General features: G+C 72.8%; 16 protein-coding genes. 10 read left to right on the top strand and 6 right to left on the bottom strand.

Annotated features, from left to right (window positions below):
* Nucleotides 1-46 precede the first annotated feature (46 nt).
* The 7 genes from ACSMXW_RS05480 to ACSMXW_RS05450 all read left to right on the top strand — a co-directional run bounded on the left by ACSMXW_RS05480 (nt 47) and on the right by ACSMXW_RS05450 (nt 8,404).
* Entirely contained in the window at nt 47-775 is a 729-nt protein-coding gene (locus ACSMXW_RS05480) for a GntR family transcriptional regulator (protein ID WP_485804329.1), read from the top strand.
* The gene (locus ACSMXW_RS05475; protein WP_485804328.1) at nt 772-1,674 is read left to right on the top strand and encodes a dihydrodipicolinate synthase family protein; all 903 of its coding nucleotides are present in this window, start codon (nt 772-774) and stop codon (nt 1,672-1,674) included. Before ACSMXW_RS05480 ends, ACSMXW_RS05475 begins: the two co-directional genes overlap by 4 nt.
* Nucleotides 1,675-1,916: 242 nt before the next feature.
* Nucleotides 1,917-3,587: an L-arabinonate dehydratase gene (araD, locus tag ACSMXW_RS05470; protein ID WP_485807826.1), complete on the top strand. Its 1,671-nt coding sequence runs from the start codon at nt 1,917-1,919 to the stop codon at nt 3,585-3,587.
* Nucleotides 3,588-3,961: 374 nt separating this feature from the next.
* Complete coding sequence (locus tag ACSMXW_RS05465; protein WP_485804327.1) at nt 3,962-4,918, top strand: carbohydrate ABC transporter permease; 957 nt, start codon at nt 3,962-3,964, stop codon at nt 4,916-4,918.
* A complete protein-coding gene (locus ACSMXW_RS05460) occupies nt 4,915-5,802 on the top strand; it encodes a carbohydrate ABC transporter permease (protein ID WP_485804326.1) in 888 nt (295 codons plus the stop codon). Before ACSMXW_RS05465 ends, ACSMXW_RS05460 begins: the two co-directional genes overlap by 4 nt.
* A complete protein-coding gene (locus ACSMXW_RS05455; RefSeq protein ID WP_485804325.1) occupies nt 5,799-6,992 on the top strand; it encodes a Gfo/Idh/MocA family protein in 1,194 nt (397 codons plus the stop codon). Before ACSMXW_RS05460 ends, ACSMXW_RS05455 begins: the two co-directional genes overlap by 4 nt.
* A gap of 2 nt (nt 6,993-6,994) precedes the next feature.
* A complete protein-coding gene (locus ACSMXW_RS05450; RefSeq protein WP_485804324.1) occupies nt 6,995-8,404 on the top strand; it encodes an ABC transporter substrate-binding protein in 1,410 nt (469 codons plus the stop codon).
* Nucleotides 8,405-8,671: 267 nt separating this feature from the next.
* Here the strand turns inward: ACSMXW_RS05450 and ACSMXW_RS05445 are convergent, their stop codons facing one another.
* The gene (locus tag ACSMXW_RS05445; protein ID WP_485804323.1) at nt 8,672-9,445 is read right to left on the bottom strand and encodes an IclR family transcriptional regulator; all 774 of its coding nucleotides are present in this window, start codon (nt 9,443-9,445) and stop codon (nt 8,672-8,674) included.
* A 149-nt stretch (nt 9,446-9,594) separates the two neighbouring features.
* On the opposite strand from ACSMXW_RS05445, the gene ACSMXW_RS05440 reads away from it, so the two are divergent.
* Both ACSMXW_RS05440 and ACSMXW_RS05435 read left to right on the top strand, forming a co-directional pair.
* Nucleotides 9,595-11,127 (top strand): aldehyde dehydrogenase (NADP(+)), encoded by a 1,533-nt coding sequence (locus ACSMXW_RS05440; protein ID WP_485804322.1) that lies wholly within the window; start codon nt 9,595-9,597, stop codon nt 11,125-11,127.
* A gap of 465 nt (nt 11,128-11,592) precedes the next feature.
* Nucleotides 11,593-12,660 (top strand): alkene reductase, encoded by a 1,068-nt coding sequence (locus ACSMXW_RS05435; protein ID WP_485804321.1) that lies wholly within the window; start codon nt 11,593-11,595, stop codon nt 12,658-12,660.
* 171 nt (nt 12,661-12,831) lie between these two features.
* Here the strand turns inward: ACSMXW_RS05435 and thpD are convergent, their stop codons facing one another.
* The 5 genes from thpD to ACSMXW_RS05410 all read right to left on the bottom strand — a co-directional run bounded on the left by thpD (nt 12,832) and on the right by ACSMXW_RS05410 (nt 17,632).
* Nucleotides 12,832-13,731 carry an ectoine hydroxylase gene (thpD, locus tag ACSMXW_RS05430; RefSeq protein WP_485804320.1) on the bottom strand — a complete coding sequence of 300 codons (900 nt, stop codon included), beginning with the start codon at nt 13,729-13,731 and terminating at the stop codon, nt 12,832-12,834.
* A gap of 3 nt (nt 13,732-13,734) precedes the next feature.
* Nucleotides 13,735-14,133 (bottom strand): ectoine synthase, encoded by a 399-nt coding sequence (locus tag ACSMXW_RS05425; protein WP_485804319.1) that lies wholly within the window; start codon nt 14,131-14,133, stop codon nt 13,735-13,737.
* Between the two features lie 84 nt (nt 14,134-14,217).
* Nucleotides 14,218-15,489 carry a diaminobutyrate--2-oxoglutarate transaminase gene (gene ectB / locus ACSMXW_RS05420; protein ID WP_485804318.1) on the bottom strand — a complete coding sequence of 424 codons (1,272 nt, stop codon included), beginning with the start codon at nt 15,487-15,489 and terminating at the stop codon, nt 14,218-14,220.
* A gap of 82 nt (nt 15,490-15,571) precedes the next feature.
* Entirely contained in the window at nt 15,572-16,114 is a 543-nt protein-coding gene (gene ectA / locus ACSMXW_RS05415) for a diaminobutyrate acetyltransferase (RefSeq protein ID WP_485804317.1), read from the bottom strand.
* A gap of 414 nt (nt 16,115-16,528) precedes the next feature.
* Nucleotides 16,529-17,632: a pyridoxal-phosphate-dependent aminotransferase family protein gene (locus ACSMXW_RS05410; protein WP_485807824.1), complete on the bottom strand. Its 1,104-nt coding sequence runs from the start codon at nt 17,630-17,632 to the stop codon at nt 16,529-16,531.
* A gap of 152 nt (nt 17,633-17,784) precedes the next feature.
* On the opposite strand from ACSMXW_RS05410, the gene ACSMXW_RS05405 reads away from it, so the two are divergent.
* Complete coding sequence (locus tag ACSMXW_RS05405; RefSeq protein ID WP_485804316.1) at nt 17,785-18,927, top strand: amidohydrolase family protein; 1,143 nt, start codon at nt 17,785-17,787, stop codon at nt 18,925-18,927.
* Nucleotides 18,928-19,136 lie beyond the last annotated feature (209 nt).

The following is a 19,136-nucleotide window of genomic DNA, read 5'->3' as shown; positions in this document are numbered from 1 at the left end:
CTTCATACGTCATATATGAGACGCGACAGGTGAGACCCGAGGGCCCATGACCACCGTGCCGACGCCGATCCCGTCCCGCACGCAGTTCGTGCTGGAAGGGATCAAGCACCGCATCCTGACCGGGCGGCTGAGCCCGGGGCAGGCGCTCGTGGAGAGCGATCTCGCCGCGCAGTTCGGGGTCTCCAAGACCCCGGTGCGCGAGGCGCTGAAGACGCTCGCGGGCACCGGGCTCGTGGTGATGAGCCAGTACAAGGGCGTCACCGTGCGCAGGGTGGACGCCGACATGGCGCGCGAGGTGTACGACGTCCGGCTGCTGCTGGAGCCGGAGGCACTGCGCCGCACCGTGCGGCGGGGCGCGTCGCTGGAGCCGGCCCGGGAGGCGCTGGAGCGCGCGGACGGCGCCACCGACACCGCGGAGCGCTCCCTCGCCAACCGCGCCTTCCACCGCGCCCTGTACGCGCCGTGCGGCAACCCGCTGCTCGGCCGGATGCTCGACGAGGTACGCGACCAGGCCGCGCTGGTCTCCGCCGTCGCCTGGGCCGCCCAGCCGTCCTGGGACCGGGAGGCCGCCGAGCACCGGGAGATCCTGCGGCGCGCGCTCGCCGGCGACGCGGACGGCGCGGCGGACGCCCTGCACGCCCACATCGCGTCGTTCGTGGCCCGCGCCTACCCACCCGGGGCCGCCGCCGACACCGCCGCAGCCGACACCACACCGGTCCCGGGCGCCGCGCGCACCCCGGCCGCCGGCCGAGAAGAAGGAGGGGCCGTCGCATGACCTTCGCAGCCCAGCGAGCCGCGCTCGCCGATGTCGTGGCGATCCCCGTCACCCCGTTCGCCGCGGACGGCACGCTCGACCGCACCGCCCACGCGCGGCTGCTGCACCGCCTGCTCGACGGCGGCGTGCGCACGCTCACGCCGAACGGCAACACCGGTGAGTTCTACGCCCTCAGCCCCGAGGAGCGCCGCACCGTCACCGAGCTGACCGTCAAGGAGGCGGGGGAGCGGGCCACCATCCTGGCGGGCGTCGGCCACGACGTGCCCACCGCCGTCGCCGGCGCCCGGCACGCCCGCGACACCGGCGCCGCGATGGTGATGGTCCACCAGCCCGTCCACCCGTACGTCTCCGCACAGGGCTGGGTCGACTACCACCGTGCCGTCGCCGAGGCCGTCCCCGACCTCGGCGTGGTGCCGTACGTCCGCAACCCGGGGCTCCCCGGCGCCCGGCTCGCCGAGCTGGCCGACGCCTGCCCCAATGTCATCGGCGTCAAGTACGCGGTGCCGGACGCGGTGCGCTTCGCCGGCTTCGCACGGGACGCGGGCCTCACCCGGTTCGTCTGGGTGGCCGGGCTCGCCGAGCCGTATGCGCCGTCGTACTTCTCCGCCGGCGCCACGGGCTTCACCTCGGGGCTGGTGAACGTCGCCCCGGACCTCTCGCGGTCGCTGATCGAGGCGCTCCGCTCCGGTGACCACCCGGCCGCCATGCGGGTCTGGGAGCGCATCCGCCGCTTCGAGGAGCTGCGTGCCGCGGACGGCTCCGCCGACAACGTCACCGTCGTCAAGGAGGCGCTGGCCACGCTCGGCCTGTGCCGGCGCGACGTACGGCCGCCGAGCAGCACCCTGCCGGAGGAACGGCGTGCCGAGGTCGCCGCGATCGTCGCGGAGTGGTCGCGGTGAGGGCAGGCCCCGGCGACGCGAGGGGTTCCGGCGACGCCGTGAGCCCCAACGAGGCGACGGGCTCCGGCGGGGCGCCGGACTCCGGCGAGACGGTGGGACCCGGCACCGCGACGGGCTCCGGCACCGCGACGGGCTCCGGCACCGCGGCGGGCTCCGGCACCGCGGCGGGCAGGCCGGGTGTCCCGGTCGCCCCCGAACGGCTCCGCAGCCACCAGTGGTACGGCAGCTCCCTCTCCTCGGGCCTGCGCTCCTTCAGCCACCGCGCCCGCACCCGGCAGCTCGGCTACCTCCCCGAGGAGCACCTCGGCAAGCCGGTCGTCGCGATCCTCAACACCTGGTCGGACATCAACCCCTGCCACGTCCACCTGCGCGACCGCGCGCAGGCCGTCAAGCGCGGGGTGTGGCAGGCGGGCGGCTTCCCGCTGGAGTTCCCGGTCGCCACGCTCTCCGAGACGTTCCAGAAGCCGACCCCGATGCTCTACCGCAACATGCTCGCGATGGAGACCGAGGAGCTGCTGCGCTCCTACCCCGTGGACGGCGCGGTGCTGATGGGAGGCTGCGACAAGTCCACGCCCGCGCTCCTGATGGGCGCCGCCTCCGTCGACCTGCCCGCGATCTTCGTGCCCGCCGGGCCGATGCTGCCGGGGCACTGGCGCGGCGAGGTGCTCGGCTCCGGCACGGACATGTGGAAGTACTGGGACGAGCTGCGGGCCGGCACGATCGGCGACTGCGAGCTGTCCGAGCTGGAGAGCGGCCTCGCCCGCTCGCCCGGCCACTGCATGACCATGGGCACCGCGTCCACGCTCACCGCGGCCGCGGAGGCCCTCGGCGTCACGCTGCCCGGCGCCTCCTCCATCCCGGCCGTGGACTCCGGGCACGAGCGCATGGCGGCGGCCGCGGGGCGGCGCGTCGTCGAGCTGATACGCGGTGACCGCAGGCTCTCCGACCTGCTCACCCGCGAGGCCTTCGAGGACGCGGTGACCTGTGTGCTCGGCCTCGGCGGCTCCACCAACGCGGTGATCCACCTGATCGCCATGGCGGGCCGCGCCGGGGTGCCGCTCACGCTGGACGACTTCGACCGGATCGCCCGCACGGTCCCGGTGCTCGCCAACGTGCGGCCCGGCGGGGGCCCGTACCTGATGGAGGACTTCCACTTCGCCGGCGGCCTGCCGGGCTTCCTCTCCCGGATCGCCGACCTGCTCCACCTTCAGAGGCCCACCGTCGCCCACGACCGCCTCGCCGACCAGCTCGCGGGCGTCCTGGTGCACGACGACGACGTGATCCGCACCCGCGACAACCCGGTCGCGTCCGAGGGTGGCGTGGCCGTCCTGCGCGGCAACCTCTGCCCCGACGGCGCCGTCATCAAGCACATCGCCGCCGACCCCGGGCTGCTCAGGCACACCGGACCCGCGGTCGTCTTCGACGACTACAGGACCCTCCAGCGCACCATCGACGACCCGGCGCTCGGCATCACCCCCGACCACGTCCTCGTGCTGCGCGGCGCGGGCCCCAAGGGCGGCCCCGGGATGCCCGAGTACGGCATGCTGCCCATCCCCGACTACCTGCTGAAGCAGGGCGTACGGGACATGGTGCGGATCTCCGACGCCCGGATGAGCGGCACCTCCTACGGTACCTGCGTGCTGCACGTCGCGCCCGAGTCGCACGTCGGCGGCCCGCTGGCCCTGGTGCGCACCGGGGACCTGATCACGCTGGACGTGGCGGCGCGGACCCTGACGCTCGAGGTGTCCGACGAGGAACTGGCGCGCCGGCGGGCCGCGTGGACGCCGCCCGCCGAGCGGTACGAACGCGGCTACGGTGCGCTCTACAGTGAGCAGATCACGCAGGCGGACACCGGCTGCGACTTCGCCTTCCTGGCCCGGCCCGGCAAGGTGCCCGACCCGTACGCGGGCTGACCGCCCGTCAGGCACGTCCGCGCCTTCGCCGTCCCCGTCAGGGACAAGTGTCCGTCAGGAACAAGCGTCACCGCTGAGCCACCCCCGCACCCGATCCACCGGGCAACGCCCGCCCCCGATGCACCCCTCGGGCCCCCGGGCCCGGGGCCCCGGTGGGCCAGGCCCGGGGGCAGCGCGACCAGCTCCGTCGAAGCGCTTCACCGCACGTCACGCACCGCCCACGTACGTCACGCACCGCCCACGTACGTCACGCACCGCCCACGCACGTCACGTACGTCACGCACCGCCCACGCACGTCATGCACCGCTCGGGGCAGCCCCCACGCCTTCACGGCGGTGGGGGAGGTTCCGCCGATCACAGAACGGAGAGCAGTCATGACCCACGCCGCAGCCGTGCCGCGGAAGCCCCCCAAGGCACCACCTTCTTCCGCCGGTGGCCGCCGCCGCAGAGTGGGAGCGGTCCCACGCCGTCTGCCGTACCTGCTGATCGCACCGGCCGTGCTGCTGATGCTGGGCTTCATCGCCTACCCGGTGCTCAGCGTCTTCTCCTACAGCCTCCAGCACCACAATCCCACCAAGCCCTGGCGGAACGGCTTCGCGGGCCTCGGGAACTTCGTCACCGCCTTCACCGACGACCCCCAGTTCCTGCCCACCCTGGGCTTCAGCCTGAAATGGGTCGGCGCCGAGGTGGTGCTGCAACTCCTCCTCGGGCTCGCCCTCGCCCTGCTGGTCAACCAGACCTTCCTGGGCCGGGCGGCGGCGCGCGCCCTGGTCTTCTCGCCCTGGGCCGTCTCCGGCGTGCTGACCTCGACCATCTGGCTGCTGCTCTACAACTCCCAGACCGGCGTCACCCGCTACCTCGCCGACCTCGGCATGGGCTCCTACGGCACCTCCTGGCTCTCGGACACCGGCACCGTCTTCCCCGCGGTGGTGGTCGCCGAACTCTGGCGCGGCGTGCCCTTCTTCGCCATCCTCATCCTCGCCGACCTGCAGTCCGTGCCCAAGGACCTCTACGAGGCGGCCGAGGTGGACGGGGCGAGCCGGCTGCGGCAGTTCTTCCACATCACGCTGCCGCACCTCAAGGACGCCATCATCCTCTCCACGCTGCTCCGCGCGGTCTGGGAGTTCAACAACGTCGACCTCCTCTACACCCTCACCGGCGGCGGCCCCGCGGGCGAGACGACGACGCTGCCGCTGCGCATCGCCTCCATCGCCGTCGACTCGCACGACTTCGGCTACGCCTCCGCGCTGACCTCGGTGGCCTTCGTGATCCTGCTCTTCGGCTCGCTGGTGTACCTCAGGCTGAGCAAGTTCGGGAGTGAGGCGCGATGACACCGCCGCTGTCCGTGCCCGCGCTCTCCGCCCCGCCCGCGCGCCGGGTACGCGCCGCGCGCCGGCGCCGCCCCTGGGACGAGGTGCCCCGCTGGCGGATCTACCTCCCGCTCGCGCTGTACCTGCTCTTCACGCTGGTCCCGTTCTACTGGATGCTGCTCTTCGCGCTGCGGCCCGCGGGCTCCACGTCGCTGCTGCCGTGGCCGCTGACGTCCGAGCACTTCGAGAAGGTGTGGACCGAGCGGAGCTTCGGGACCTTCTTCGGCAACAGCCTGCTGGTCGGAGTCTGCTCGCTGCTGATGACCACGGTCGTGGCGCTCGCCGGGGGCTATGCGCTGGCCCGCTTCGACTTCCGCGTCAAGCGGGTCTTCACCCTCGCGCTGCTGTGCTCCCAGTTCATCCCGGGCGCGCTGATGCTGGTGCCGCTCTTCCAGATCTTCGCCGGCCTGCGCATGATCAACTCACTGGGCAGTGTCGTCGTCGCCGAGACCGTCTTCCAGTTGCCCCTGTCGATCATGCTGCTCAGCGGCTTTGTGAAGAACGTGCCGTACTCGCTGGAGGAGGCCGCCTGGGTGGACGGCTGCGGCCGCTTCCGGGCGTTCTGCTCGGTGGTGCTGCCGCTGCTGCGGCCCGGTCTGATCGCCGTGGGCTCCTTCGCGTTCGTGCACAGCTGGAACCACTTCCTGTTCGCCCTGATGTTCCTCAGCGACCAGGACAAGCAGACCATCCCGGTCGGCCTGAACACCCTGATGGGGGCCGACAGCGTCGACCTCGGCGCGCTGGCGGCCGGTGGTGTGGTCGCCGCGGTGCCGGTCGTGATCGTCTTCGCGTTCATCCAGAAGTGGCTGGTCACCGGCTTCAGCGCCGGGGCGGTGAAGGGATGAGCGGCCGGGCCGCCGGCCGGCGGGAGCCGGTGCCCGTGGTACTGGTGGGCGCACGCGGGCACGGCCGCAGCCACCTGGCCAACATCCGGCGGCTGGTGGCGCTCGGCCGAGTGCGGCTGGTGGGCGTCTGCGACCTGGCCCCGCTGCCGGACGCCGAGACCGCCGGGCTGGGGGCGCCGGCACAGTCCGCCGACCTCGGGGCGCTGCTGGCCGAGGTCCGTCCCGGGGCCGCCGTCGTCTGCACCCCCATCCACACCCACACCGAGCTGGCGCTGACCGCCGCCGAGCACGGCGTCCACCTGCTGCTGGAGAAGCCGCCCGCCCCCTCCTACGCGCAGTTCGTGCGGCTCACCGAGGGGGTCGCCGGGGCCGGGGTGGCCTGCCAGATCGGGTTCCAGTCGCTGGGCTCCCGCGCCCTGCCGGCGGTCCGGGCGCTGGTCGCGGACGGTGCCATCGGCGAGGTGCGGGGCATCGGGGCCGCGGGCGCATGGGTGCGCGACGAGGCGTACTTCCGCCGTGCGCCCTGGGCGGGACGGCGCCGCCTCGACGGGGCCGACGTCGTCGACGGCGCGCTGACCAATCCGTTGGCGCACGCCGTGGCCACCGCCCTCGCGCTGGACGGGGCGACGGGCGCCGACGACGTCGCACAGGTCGAGACCGAGCTGTACCGGGCCCACGACATCGAGTCCGACGACACCTCCTGGGCCCGGATCACCACCACCCGGGGCAGCCGCCTCGCGATCGCCGCGACCCTCTGCGCCGCCGAGCCCGGCGAGCCCTACGTGGTGGTGCACGGCAGCCACGGCCGCGTCACCCTCTGGTACAAGCAGGACCGGGTCCGCCTGGAGCGCACCGGACGCCCGCCCGAGGAGCACCTGCACGACCGCACCGACCTCCTGGAGAACCTGCTCGACCACCTCGCCGGCCGCGCCGCCCTGCTCGCCGACGCGCGCGCGACGGGCGCCTTCATGCGGGTCGTCGAGGCGATACGGCGGGCGCCCGACCCCGTGCCGCTGCCGCCGGACGCCTGGTACTCCGTGCCGGGCGCCCGGGGCCCGCGGCGCATCGTGCGCGGCATCGACGGCCTGGTGGCGGCGGCCGCCGAACGGCTCAGCGGCTATGCCGAGCTGGGCGCCCGGTGGGCCGGGCAGCCGGAAGCCGACGACGACACCCCCGAAGAGGAGAGCTGACCATGACCAGAACGCGCAGCACGCACCGGAGCACCCGCGGCAGGACGGGATTACCTGCCCGGCCCCCCAGGCGGTGGGGGAGCCGCGCCGCCCTGTCCCTCGGCCTCGCCGCGACCCTGGCCCTGACCACGGCCGCCTGCGGCGACGACGGCAGTGGCACCGGGGGCGACGAGGGCGCCGAGGGCTCCGGCAAGGGCGAGATCACCTTCTGGGACAACAACGGCGGGGTGCGCACCGACGTCTGGAAGGAGATCATCGCCGGCTTCGAGAAGCAGCACCCCGGGATCCATGTGAAGTACGTCGGCATCCCCGCCGAGAACGCCCAGTCCAAGTACGACACCGCCATCCAGGGCGGCGGCCTGCCCGACGTGGGCGGGGTGGGCACGGCGATGCTCGCCGGGATCGCGGCGCAGGGCGCGCTGGAGCCGGTCGAGGACCGCATCGACGACAGCGGACTCAAGGGCAAGCTGAACGAGAACATGGTCGGCAGCGTCCGCTCGGCGGGCGGCGGCGACCACCTCTACACGGTGCCGACCTCCGCGAACAACGGCACGCTCTGGTACCGCACCGACCTGTTCAAGGCCGCGGGCCTGCCGGCGCCCACCACCTGGGAGCGGTTCTACACGGCCGCGGACAAGCTGACCGACAGGGCGCACAACGCCTTCGGATTCACCCTGCGCGGCGGCGAGGGCTCGATCGCCCCGGCCCTGGACGCGATGTACGGGCAGTCCGGCATCACCTCGTTCTGGAAGAACGAGGACGGCCGGCCGACCACGACCACCGTCGACGATCCCCGGAACGTGGCGGCCCTGGAGCGGTACCTCGGGCTGTACAAGAAGGACACGCCCTCGGCCGACGTCAACAACGACTTCAAGAAGATGGTCGCCCAGTGGGACAGCGGCCGTATCGGCATGCTGAGCCACAACCTCGGCTCCTACCAGGACCACCTGAAGGCGCTGGGCCCCGGCCGGTTCCGCGGCCTGCCCAACCCGACGCTGGCCGACGGCACCCGCGTCCAGGTCTCCAACCCGGTCGACGGGCTCGGCCTGTTCAGGTCGAGCAGGAACAAGGCGGCGGCGTGGACGTTCATCGAGTACGCCGTCTCACACGCCGCCAACAGCACCTGGAACGAGGCGGCCGGCGCCATCCCCGCCAACAACGAGGCGGTCGGCGACCCCTGGGTCCAGAAGTCCGAGGCCACCAGGCTCGCCGCCGCCGCGCTCCACGACGGCGGCACCAGGATCGTCCAGCTGCCGTACTACCTGCCCGACTGGAACACCATCAGCAAGGCCGACAACGAGCCCAGCCTCCAGAAGGTGCTGCTCGGGAAGATGTCCGCGAAGGACTTCCTTGCCACCCTCGCCGACCAGCTCGACAAGGCCCAGGCGGAGTGGAACGAGCAGAAGGGGTGAGGCGCGCCTCCCGGCGGGGGCCGCGCGGGCGGTTCGCCCTCCGGCGAGGGGCGTCCGTCTGCCGGCGGTCGTTCGGCGGCGGCCGGTGGCCGTGTGCCGGTGGTCGGTGGCGGCAGGGGACGCCCCTGGGGCGAGTGGCGGTCTGCGGGTCTCGTCGTGGCTGGTCGCGCCCACGCGGCGAGCCGCACAATGTGACAGCCCCGCGCCCCTGCGTGGTGCACCCCGCAGGGGCGCGCCCCCGGGCCCGCGGAGCGGGTGGAACGGGGGTCACAGCCTCCGGGTTGCCAGGGTGAGGCGGTCGCGGGCGTCGAAGAGGGCGTCCTTGACCATCTGCTCGTGCGCGGGCGTGAGCCGCGCCACCGGCACCGAGCAGCTGATCGCGTCCCGCGCCGGTGTCCGGTACGGGATGGCGACGCCGAAGCAGCGCAGCCCGAGCGTGTTCTCCTCGCGGTCCACCGCGAAGCCCTGCTCGCGCACCTGGTGCAGCTCCTCGATGAGCTTCTCGCGGTCGGTGATGGTGTGCTCGGTGAGCTGCGGCAGCGTCTCCGGCAGCATCTTGCGGACCTGCTCGTCGGAGTACGTGGCGAGCAGCGCCTTGCCGAGCGAGGTGGAGTGCGCGGGCAGCCGGCGGCCCACCCGGGTGAAGGGGCGCAGGTAGTGCTGCGACTGGCGGGTGGCGAGGTAGACGACGTTCGTGCCGTCGAGACGGGCGAGGTGGATGGTCTCCGTGGTGTCGTCGGAGAGCCGGTCGAGCGTGGGCCGCGCGGCCGCCACCACCTCGTCGCCGTCGATGTAGGAGGTACCGACGAGCAGGGCGCGCACCCCGATGCCGTAGCGTGTGCCCGTGGCGTCCGTCTCGACCCAGCCCAGGTCGACCAGGGTGCGCAGCAGCATGTACAGGGACGACTTCGGATACCCGACGGCCTCCTGGACGGCCGCCAGGGAGTGCATCCCGGGGCGGCCCGCGAAGTACTCGAGCAGCTCCACCGTCCGCACCGCGGACTTGACCTGAGCGCCACCGCCCGTCTCGACTGCCGCCATCGTCCTTGACCCCTTCGTTCGCCCATGGAAGCTGGGAGATCTGGAGATATATAGTCTCCAGAAGCAGATTCATCATCAGAGACAGCGTTCAGCATACCGAACAACGCTGCACAGCCCTGGTGAGTCGCATACATCTGGAGGAATCCGCGGTGGCAGCAGCACCAGTCTGGAGTGTCGACCCCCGAACCGGAAAGCAGCGCGAGCAGGTTGCGGTGGAAGCCACAGCCCAGGAGGTCGATCAGGCCGTCCGGGCGGCGCATGCCGCGCGCGGCGCCCTCGCCGACCGGGTGGTGCGCGCGGCCTTCCTGCGGACCGCCGCCGATGTGCTCGACGGCGCGAAGGACCAGCTCGTGGAGGCCGCCGACGCCGAGACGGCGCTCGGCCCGGTCCGGCTCGGCGGCGAGCTGGCCCGCACCACGTACCAGCTGAGGGCCTTCGCCGGCGTGGTCGAAGAGGGCGAGTTCCTGGGCGTGGTGATCAACCACCCCGACGCCACCGCCACCCCGCCGATCCCCGACCTGCGCCGCTACAAGGTGCCGCTCGGCGTCATCGCCGTCTACTCCGCGTCGAACTTCCCGTTCGCCTTCTCGGTGGCCGGCGGCGACACCGCGAGCGCGCTCGCCGCGGGCAGCCCCGTGGTCGTCAAGGCGCACCCGGACCACCCGGCGCTCTCGGAGCTGGTCGCCGCGCTGCTGCGGCGCGCCGCCGAGCAGCACGGCATCCCGGCGGGCGTGGTCGGTCTCGTGCACGGTCTCCAGGCCGGCGTCGACCTGGTCGAGCACCCGCTGATCTCCGGGGCCGGGTTCACCGGCTCGGTGCGCGGCGGGCGTGCGCTGTTCGACGCGGCCGCCGCGCGGCCGGTGCCGATCCCCTTCCACGGCGAGCTGGGCTCGCTCAACCCGGTCGTGGTCACCGAGGCCGCGGCCGCGGAGCGCGCCGAGCAGATCGGCGCCGGGCTGGCCGGCTCCATGACGCTGGGCGTCGGCCAGTTCTGCGTCAAGCCGGGCCTGGTGCTCGCGCCGTCCGGTGCGGCCGGCGACCGGCTCGCCAAGGCCCTCACCGACGCGGTCAGCGACACCGAGGCCGGGGTGCTCCTCGACCACCGGATGCGGGACAACTTCATCGCCGGGGTCGCCGACCGTGCCGCGCTGCCGGACGTCGAGGCGCCGGTGACGCCGGGCGCGGGCGGCGAGCACACCGTCAGCGCGGGCTTCCTGACCGTGCCGGCCGCCCGGCTGACCGCGCCGGGCGAGCACGACCTGCTGCTTGAGGAGTGCTTCGGCCCGGTCACCGTGCTGGTGCGCTACGAGGACGAGGACGAGGCCGCCGCCGTGCTGTCCCGGCTGCCCGGCAACCTCACGGCGACCGTGCACCTGTCCGCCGGTGAGGCGGCCGGCGAGGGCGGCCGCGGGGCCGAACTGCTGGCCGAGCTCACGCCGCTGGCCGGCCGGGTGCTGGTGGACGGCTGGCCGACCGGCGTGGCGGTGGCGCCCGCCCAGCACCACGGCGGCCCCTACCCGGCCACCACGTCGACGTCCACGTCCGTGGGCGCCACGGCCATCGAGCGCTGGCTGCGCCCGGTGACGTACCAGGGCGCACCCGAGGCCCTGCTCCCGCCGGAGCTGCGCGACGACAACCCGCTGGGCCTGCCGCGCCGCTTCAACGGCCGCCTGGAGCGGTAGCCCGCGGCTTTCGCGGCGCGCGCGTGTCGGTCGTACGGTGCCCCGGTTCCCTCCGGGGCACCCGGGCACTGCGCGACACGCCACGGTGGACGCGCGAGTCGTCACCGTCCCGAGGGTCCTGCCCCCGCCGTCTCCGGGCCACCGGCCGGTAGGCGGCTGTTCGCGCCGTTCCCCGCGCCCCTTGGGGGTGGCCCCCGGTCGGTCAGGGTGCGCACGTGGGGGCGCGGGGAGTGGCGCGACCGGCCACTACGGGAGTCGTCACCGGCCCGTCGGGGCTGTTTCCGTCGCAGTCGGCCACCGGCCGGTGGTCGCGCGCGCAGTTCCCCGCGCCCCTGAGGGGACCGGGGTGCCGGTGTGAACGCGGTGTTTCCTTCCCGCCCTGACGGCCCCTCCGCGGAATGTCATGCGCGGACCATGACGTTCTGGTTCCGACCGAACACGGAAGAACACTGCCGGGAGCCCCTGATGACCACCGCCTTCGACCCGATCGACCTCGGCGGCCTCACCCTCGCCAACCGAGTCGCCATGGCGCCCATGACCCGCAGCAGAGCGGACGGGTCCGGGGTGCCCACGGAACTGATGGCCGAGTACTACGCGCAGCGGGCCACCGCGGGCCTCATCATCACCGAGGGAGTCCAGCCCTCCCCGGTGGGCCAGGGCTACCCGAACACCCCGGGGCTGCACAGCGCCGAACAGGTGGCGGGCTGGCGCCGTGTCACCGACGCGGTGCACGCACGCGGCGGGCGTATCTTCGCCCAGCTGATGCACACGGGCCGCATCGGCCACCCGTCGCTGCTGCCGGACGGCCTGGTGAACGTGGGCCCGTCCCCGGTCGCCGCCGAAGGACAGGTCTTCACGCCGGACGGCCTCAAGGACTTCGTCGTGCCGCGCGAGCTGACCGCCGCCGAGGTCCGGGAGACCATCGCCGACTTCGCGGCGGCGGCCCTGGGCGCCGTCGAGGCGGGCTTCGACGGCGTCGAACTGCACGGTGCCAACGGCTACCTCGTCCACCAGTTCCTGGCCCCCGGCTCCAACCGGCGCACGGACGAGTGGGGCGGCTCGGCGGAGGGCCGGGGCAGGTTCGCCGTCGAGGCCGCCAAGGCGGTCGCCGCGGAGATCGGCGGCGCGCGTACCGGCATCCGGCTGTCGCCCGGCAACCCCTTCAACGACATCGACGAGCCGGAGCCCGAGCCCACCTACACGTCGCTGGTGAAGGAGCTGGACCAGCTCGGCCTCGCCTATCTGCACATCGGCGAGTCGGGACCGGAGAGCCGCGGCCTCACCCGGAAGCTGCGCGGCCTGTTCTCCGGCCCGCTGCTGCTCAACCCGTTCACGGCCGGCGAGCCCACCGGACCCGCCGAGCTCTCCCTCGTCGAGGACGGCACGGCGGACGTCCTGACCTTCGGCGCCCGCTTCCTCGCCAACCCCGACCTGCCCGCCCGGCTGCGCAGCGGGGGCCCGTTCAACACCCCCGACCGCGAGACGTTCTACGGCGGCGACGCCCGCGGGTACACGGACTACCCCACCCTCTGACGCCGCCCGCGCGCCGGCCGCCCCGGGCCGTGACGCCCCACCGCCCCGCACGGTGAGGTCCGTCCGCGTCCGGCCCGCGCACACGGCGGGGGCCCGGCACCCCGGGGGATGCCGGGCCCGCCGCACGCCCGTGACGTGCTCACCGCCCGATGCGCGGTGCCGGGACCGGACTCACCGCACCGGCGTGAAGTCCCGCGCGCCGATGAACTCCGGACGGCGGACGGGTGCCGCGAAGGGCTCGACCGCCGCGTTCTCCACGCTGTTGAAGACGATGAAGACATTGCTGCGCGGGAACGGGGTGATGTTGTCCCCGGAGCCGTGCATGCAGTTGCAGTCGAACCAGGTGGCCGAGCCCGCCCGGCCGGTGAAGAGCTTGATGCCGTGCTTCTCGGCGAAGCCGGTCAGCGCCTCGTTCGACGGCGTGCCCGCGTCCTGCATCTGGAGCGACTTCTTGTAGTTGTCCTTCGGCGTCTCGCCCGCGCAGCCGAGGAACGTCTGGTGCGAGCCCGGCATGATCATCAGCCCGCCGTTGGTGTCGAAATTCTCGGTGAGCGCGATCGACACGGACACGGTGCGCATGTTCGGCAGCCCGTCCTCCGCATGCCAGGTCTCGAAGTCCGAGTGCCAGTAGAAGCCGGAGGCGCCGAAGCCCGGCTTCACATTGATCCGTGACTGGTGCACGTACACGTCCGAGCCGAGGATCTGGCGGGCGCGGCCCACCACGCGCTCGTCGCGCACCAGGTTCGCGAACACCTCGCTGATCTTGTGCACCTCGAAGACCGAGCGGATCTCCTGCGACTTGGGCTCGATGATCGAGCGCTCGTCGGCGCGGACCGCGGGGTCGGCGATCAGCCGGTCCAGCTCGCCGCGGTAGGTGGCCACCTCGTCGGGGGTGATGAGCTCCTCGACCGCGAGGAAGCCGTCACGCTCGAACGAGGCGAGGTCCTGGGCGCTGATCGGCCCCGGCGTGCCCGGCTCGCTCCAGACGACCGGGTCCTTGCGCGGTATGGAGACCTCCGTGGCGCCCCGGCTCGGGTACAGGTCGTTGGTCTTCTCAGGGGTGACGGTCATCGCTCAGGCCTCCTCCGTCAACAGTGGGTAGACGCCGTTCTCGTCGTGGTCCTCCCGTCCGGTCACGGGTGGATTGAAGACGCAGACACACCGGAAGTCCGTCATGGGCCGCAGGGTGTGCCGCTCGTGACCGTCCAGCAGGTACATCGTGCCGGGAGTGATCCAGTGCTTCTCGCCGGTCTCGTCGTTGGTCAGCTCGGCTTCGCCCTCCACGCAGAGCACGGCCTCGATGTGGTTCGCGTACCACATCGACGTCTCCGTACCCGCGTAGAGGATGGTCTCGTGGAGGGAGAAGCCGACCTTCTCCTTCGCCAGCACGATCCGCTTGCTCTCCCAGGTGCCCGACTTCGACTTGATGTGCCGGTCGGTTCCCTCGATGTCCTTGAACGATCGGACGATCACGTGGCTCTACGCCTCTTCTCTGTGCTCTGCCATCTTCTGGCGGTGTGTTTCAGTACGCGGTCCGACACGGGTGCCCTCCGGGGGTCAGCCCGTCTCGCGGACCGCACGGGCGAGGGTGCGCAGCCCCTCGTCCAGCTCTTCGGGGGTGATGGTGAGGGCCGGCAGGAGCTTGATGACCTCGCTCTCCGGTCCGGACGTCTCGACCAGCAGCCCCAGCTCGAACGCGCGCCGGGCGACTGCCCCGGCCCGCTGCTTGTCGTGGAACTCCATGCCCCACACCAGACCCCGCCCGCGGTGCTCCTTGACCTCGCCGCGGTGCTCGTCCTGGATCGAACCCAGCGCCTCGGCGACCTGCTGGCCGCGGGAGAGGGTCTGCTTCTCCATGGCGAAGCCGTCGGTCCAGTACGTCTCCAGGGCCGCGGCCGCGGTGACGAAGGCCGGGTTGTTGCCGCGGAAGGTGCCGTTGTGCTCGCCCGGCTCCCAGACGTCCAGCTCGGGCTTGAACAGGCACAGCGACATCGGCAGTCCGTAGCCGCTGATCGACTTCGAGACGGTGACGATGTCCGGGATGATGCCGGCCTCCTCGAACGAGAAGAAGGCACCCGTGCGGCCGCAGCCCATCTGGATGTCGTCCACGATGAGCAGCATGTCGCGGCGTGCGCACAGCTCCGCGAGGCCGCGCAGCCACTCCGGCCGGGCGACGTTGATGCCGCCCTCGCCCTGCACGGTCTCCACGATCACCGCCGCGGGCTGGTTGAGCCCGGAGCCCTGGTCTTCGAGCAGTCGTTCGAACCAGAGGAAGTCCGGCACCCGGCCGTCCAGGTAGTGGTCGAACGGCATGGGGGTGCCGTGCACCAGCGGGATGCCGGCGCCCGCCCGCTTGAAGGCGTTGCCGGTCACCGCGAGGGAGCCCAGTGACATGCCGTGGAAGGCGTTGGTGAACGAGACGATCGCCTCGCGGCCCTTGACCTTGCGGGCCAGCTTGAGCGCCGACTCGACGGCGTTCGTGCCGGTCGGCCCCGGGAACATGACCTTGTACGGCAGGTCGCGGGGGCGCAGCACGATGTCCTGGAAGGCCTCCAGGAAGGCGCGTTTCGCAGTGGTGGACATGTCCAGGCCGTGGGTGACCCCGTCGCGCTCCAGGTAGTCGATGAGGGCACGTTTGAGCACGGCGTTGTTGTGGCCGTAGTTCAGTGACCCGGCTCCGGCGAAGAAGTCCAGGTACTCGTGGCCGTCCTCGTCGTACATGCGGCTGCCCTGTGCGCGGTCGAAGACGGTGGGCCAACCGCGGCAGTAGCTGCGCACCTCCGACTCCAGGGTCTCGAAGACGCTCAGGTCCGGCTGGGTGATGGTCACAGCATGCTCCTGGGATCTGGGATGTGAGGGGTGTCAGGGGACGTCTCAGACGGAGGTCCGGCGCGGCGCGTGCCGGCCGGGCTCAGAAGTCCAGGGGTCCGATGCGGTACAGCACCTCGGGGTCATGGCGTTCGTCCTCCGGGAAGACTCCTGTGGGGAAGAGCACCTCGCGTTCCAGTGGCACCGAGTGCCGCTTGGCGAACGAGGTGAACAGCCGCTCAGAGGGGGTGTTGCCCGGGGTGATGGTCGTTTCGAGGCCGATCAGACCCCGCTCGGCCGAGACCCGGGCGGTCAGGCCGTCCAGCAGCGCGGCGGCCAGGCCCTTGCCGCGGTGGCGCTCGTCGACGGCCACCTGCCACACGACCAGGGTGCGGGGCCGCTCCGGCCGGATGTAGCCGGTGATGAAGGCGACCGGCTCGTCGTCGGGGCCGCGTCCCACGACGGACGTGCCGGCGAAGTCACGGCACCACAGCAGGTAGCTGTACGGGGAGTTGAGGTCGAGGGTTCTGGAATCTCTGGCGAGCCGCCAGAGAGTCGCTCCGTCCGCTACCCGTGGGCAGTCGAGCCGCAGGCCCTCGGGCATTTCCAGGAATTGCGGTTGCAGGTCTGCTTGTGCAGCGGTCATGCTTATTCAATTTACCGAGCAATTCCGGAAGATGCATCGCGAGGAGGGGTTACGAACGAAGCTTTTTTATGTTATCGCGCGTGCGCGGGGCGCGCGCGGTGAGTCGCCGATGCGGGTGGTATGCCCGGAAATTTCCGGAGCAATCGGACGCTGTGTGGAGTATGTCACATGTACGTAACGTGACGGGGACTCACCCGATTTCCCCTCTGGGGCCCTTCGAAACAGGGGTGTTTAGGATCGCGGAAACGGGGCAGAAGAATACGGGAAGCTGCGTTGGAACGCATTCTGGAATTTGGGCCGTACGGGTTGTGTCCAATTCACGATAAAGGTCCGCGAAGAGCCCGCGGGGCATTTCCCCCGCGGGCTCTGGCGTTCGGGCCGGCCCCGGCCCGCCCTGCGACTGCGGGGCGCTTCTCACCCCTCCCAGGAACGGGCCACCGCTTCACGGGCGCCCGCGAGGTCCACGGGCGCGCCGGACTCGGCGAGCGCTTCCCCCAGGGCGGTGAGGCCGGCGAGGACCGCCCCACGCGTGGCGTGCGGACCGTAGTGGTTCACCCGGATCATCTCGCGCGCCAGCGCGCCCCCACCGGCGGCCAGCGGCAGCGCCGGATCCGCCGCCAGCGCCCGGGCCACCAGGCGCGCGGCGTCCGCCTCGGCGGGCACCCGCAGTGTGGTGGCCACCGGCGCGGCGGCCCGCGCCTCGTGCACGAACGGTTCGAGACCGCCGCCGAGCGCCACCGCACCCGCCCGGGTGGCCGCCGCCGCCGCGGCGTGCCGCGCCATCACCGCGTCCAGGCCGTCCCGCTCGATGCGGTCCACACACGCCTCGAGCGCCAGCATCTCCAACTGGGCGGGGGCGTGCAGCAGCGCCGTGCGGCCGCCGTCGATCCACCGCTCCTTCCAGTCGAGCAGCGACAGGTACGAGCGGCGCGGCGCCGCCGGGTTGGCGGCCATCCGCTGCCAGGCCCGCTCGCTCACGGCCGCGGCGGAGACCCCCGCGGGGCCGCCCATCGCCTTCTGCGGACCGATCACGCACAGGTCCACCCCCCAGGCGTCCGGCAGCAGCGGCTCGGCCGCCACCGAGGCCACGGCGTCCACCATGAGCAGCGCACCGTGCGCCCGCACCACCTCGCCGATCTCCGCGACCGGGTTGGTGTTCCCGGTCGCCGCCTCGGCGTGCACCAGCGAGACGAAGTCGATCTCGGGCCGGGCGGCCAGCGCCTCGGCGACCTGCTCCGGCGTCACCGCCGTGTGGAACGGCACCGTCAGGTCCACCACCGCCGCCCCGCAGTCCCGCAGCCAGCCGCCGAACGTCTGCCCGTACGGACCCGTGATCACGTTCAGCGCGGTGGTGCCGGGTCCCGCGGCACCGCGTATGCAGCCCTCCAGCGGCAGCAGCGCCTCACCCTGCATGATCACGACATCGTGCTCGGTGGACAGCAACTGCGCGAGCCGGCGCTCCACGGCGGCGAACTGCGCCGCGGTGTACGGGGCCAGATCGAGGAAGGGGTGCGTCACGGTCACGGGCGTGCCTCCGGTCTGTCTGTGCTGGTCAGGGCAGGGACCACGGATACGGCGCGCCGGGCGCGCCGCCGCGGCCCGGCTGCCGGACCGAGCGTAGGCCCTGGAGACGGACCACGGGCCTGCCCACCGCCTCCTAAGCTGCACCCATGGACGATCAGGCTCACGCGGACCGCGCGGCGCGCCCGGCCGCTTCCGCCGGCCCCGGCGCGCCCGTGCTGCATGTGAAGGGCGGCATCCTCACCGGGCCCGAGGACATACGGGACGAACTCTGGGTGATCGGCGGCCGGATCACCTACGACCGGCCGGCCGCCGCCCGGGACGTGCGCACCGTCACCGGCTGGGCGCTGCCCGGCCTGGTGGACGCCCACTGCCACGTCGGGCTCGACGCCCACGGCGCGGTGCCCGCCGAGACCGCGGAGAAGCAGGCCCTCACCGACCGCGACGCGGGCGCCCTGCTGCTGCGCGACGCGGGCTCGCCCTCCGATACCCGCTGGATCGACGACCGCGACGACCTCCCCAAGATCATCCGGGCCGGGCGGCACATCGCCCGCACCCGCCGCTACATCCGCAACTACGCCCACGAGATCGAGCCCCCCGACCTGGTCGCCCATGTCGCCCGCGAGGCGCGCCGCGGCGACCGGTGGGTCAAGCTCGTCGGCGACTGGATCGACCGCGCCGAGGGCGACCTCACCGCCTGCTGGCCGCGCGGCGCCGTCGAGGCCGCCATCGCCGAGGCGCACCGGCTGGGCGCCCGGGTCACCGCGCACTGCTTCGCCGAGGACTCCCTGCGGGACCTCGTGGAGGCGGGCATCGACTGCATCGAGCACGCCACCGGGCTCACCGAGGAGACCATCCCGCTCTTCGCGGAGCGCGGCGTCGCCATCGTGCCGACGCTGGTCAACATCGCCACCTTCCCCGAGCTGGCCGCCGCGGGCGAGCAGCGGTATCCGCGCTGGTCGGCGCATATGCTCCGGCTCCACAAGCGCCGCTACGCCACGGTGCGCGCCGCCCACGACGCCGGGATCCCGATCTTCACCGGCACCGACGCGGGCGGGGGCCTCGCCCATGGCCTGGTGGCCGGCGAAGTGGCCGAGCTGGTGCGGGCGGGCCTGCCGGCCCGGGCGGCCCTGTCCGCCGCGACGTGGGGCGCCCGCGCCTGGCTGGGCCGCCCCGGCCTCGACGAGGGCGCCCCCGCGGACCTGGTCGTCTACGACGCGGATCCCCGCGACGACGTGCGGGTCCTCGGGGACCCGCGGTGTGTGGTGCTGAACGGGCGGGTGGTGGGGTAGCGCCCCGCGCGAGCGACCCGCCACCGGCCGGTGGCCCGGGTGCGGCAGCGGCTGCCTCTTGGGGTGGTGGCGATCTGCGGGTTTCGTTGTGGCTGGTCGCGCGGTTCCCCGCGCCCCTGGCGGGGTGCTGTTCGCGGTGTGCGGTGCCCCTGGCAGGGCGCGGCGAACTGCGCGTGCGACCCGTCGGCGCCGGTGGTGCCGGTGCGGCA

It is taken from the genome of Streptomyces sp. DSM 116793 (assembly GCF_057320905.1).
The sequence above is the reverse complement of the archived record's forward strand: the minus strand, read 5'-3'. Positions and strand labels throughout refer to the sequence as shown.

Coding starts and splice junctions, on each gene's coding strand:
- ACSMXW_RS05435 (WP_485804321.1), top strand. CDS start 11,593: ATGACCACCGCCTTCGACCCGATCGACCTCGGCGGCCTCACCCTCGCC.
- ACSMXW_RS05455 (WP_485804325.1), top strand. CDS start 5,799: ATGAGCGGCCGGGCCGCCGGCCGGCGGGAGCCGGTGCCCGTGGTACTG.
- ACSMXW_RS05475 (WP_485804328.1), top strand. CDS start 772: ATGACCTTCGCAGCCCAGCGAGCCGCGCTCGCCGATGTCGTGGCGATC.
- ectA (WP_485804317.1), bottom strand. CDS start 16,114: ATGACCGCTGCACAAGCAGACCTGCAACCGCAATTCCTGGAAATGCCC.
- ACSMXW_RS05445 (WP_485804323.1), bottom strand. CDS start 9,445: ATGGCGGCAGTCGAGACGGGCGGTGGCGCTCAGGTCAAGTCCGCGGTG.
- ACSMXW_RS05480 (WP_485804329.1), top strand. CDS start 47: ATGACCACCGTGCCGACGCCGATCCCGTCCCGCACGCAGTTCGTGCTG.
- thpD (WP_485804320.1), bottom strand. CDS start 13,731: ATGACCGTCACCCCTGAGAAGACCAACGACCTGTACCCGAGCCGGGGC.
- ACSMXW_RS05465 (WP_485804327.1), top strand. CDS start 3,962: ATGACCCACGCCGCAGCCGTGCCGCGGAAGCCCCCCAAGGCACCACCT.
- ACSMXW_RS05405 (WP_485804316.1), top strand. CDS start 17,785: ATGGACGATCAGGCTCACGCGGACCGCGCGGCGCGCCCGGCCGCTTCC.
- ACSMXW_RS05450 (WP_485804324.1), top strand. CDS start 6,995: ATGACCAGAACGCGCAGCACGCACCGGAGCACCCGCGGCAGGACGGGA.
- ACSMXW_RS05460 (WP_485804326.1), top strand. CDS start 4,915: ATGACACCGCCGCTGTCCGTGCCCGCGCTCTCCGCCCCGCCCGCGCGC.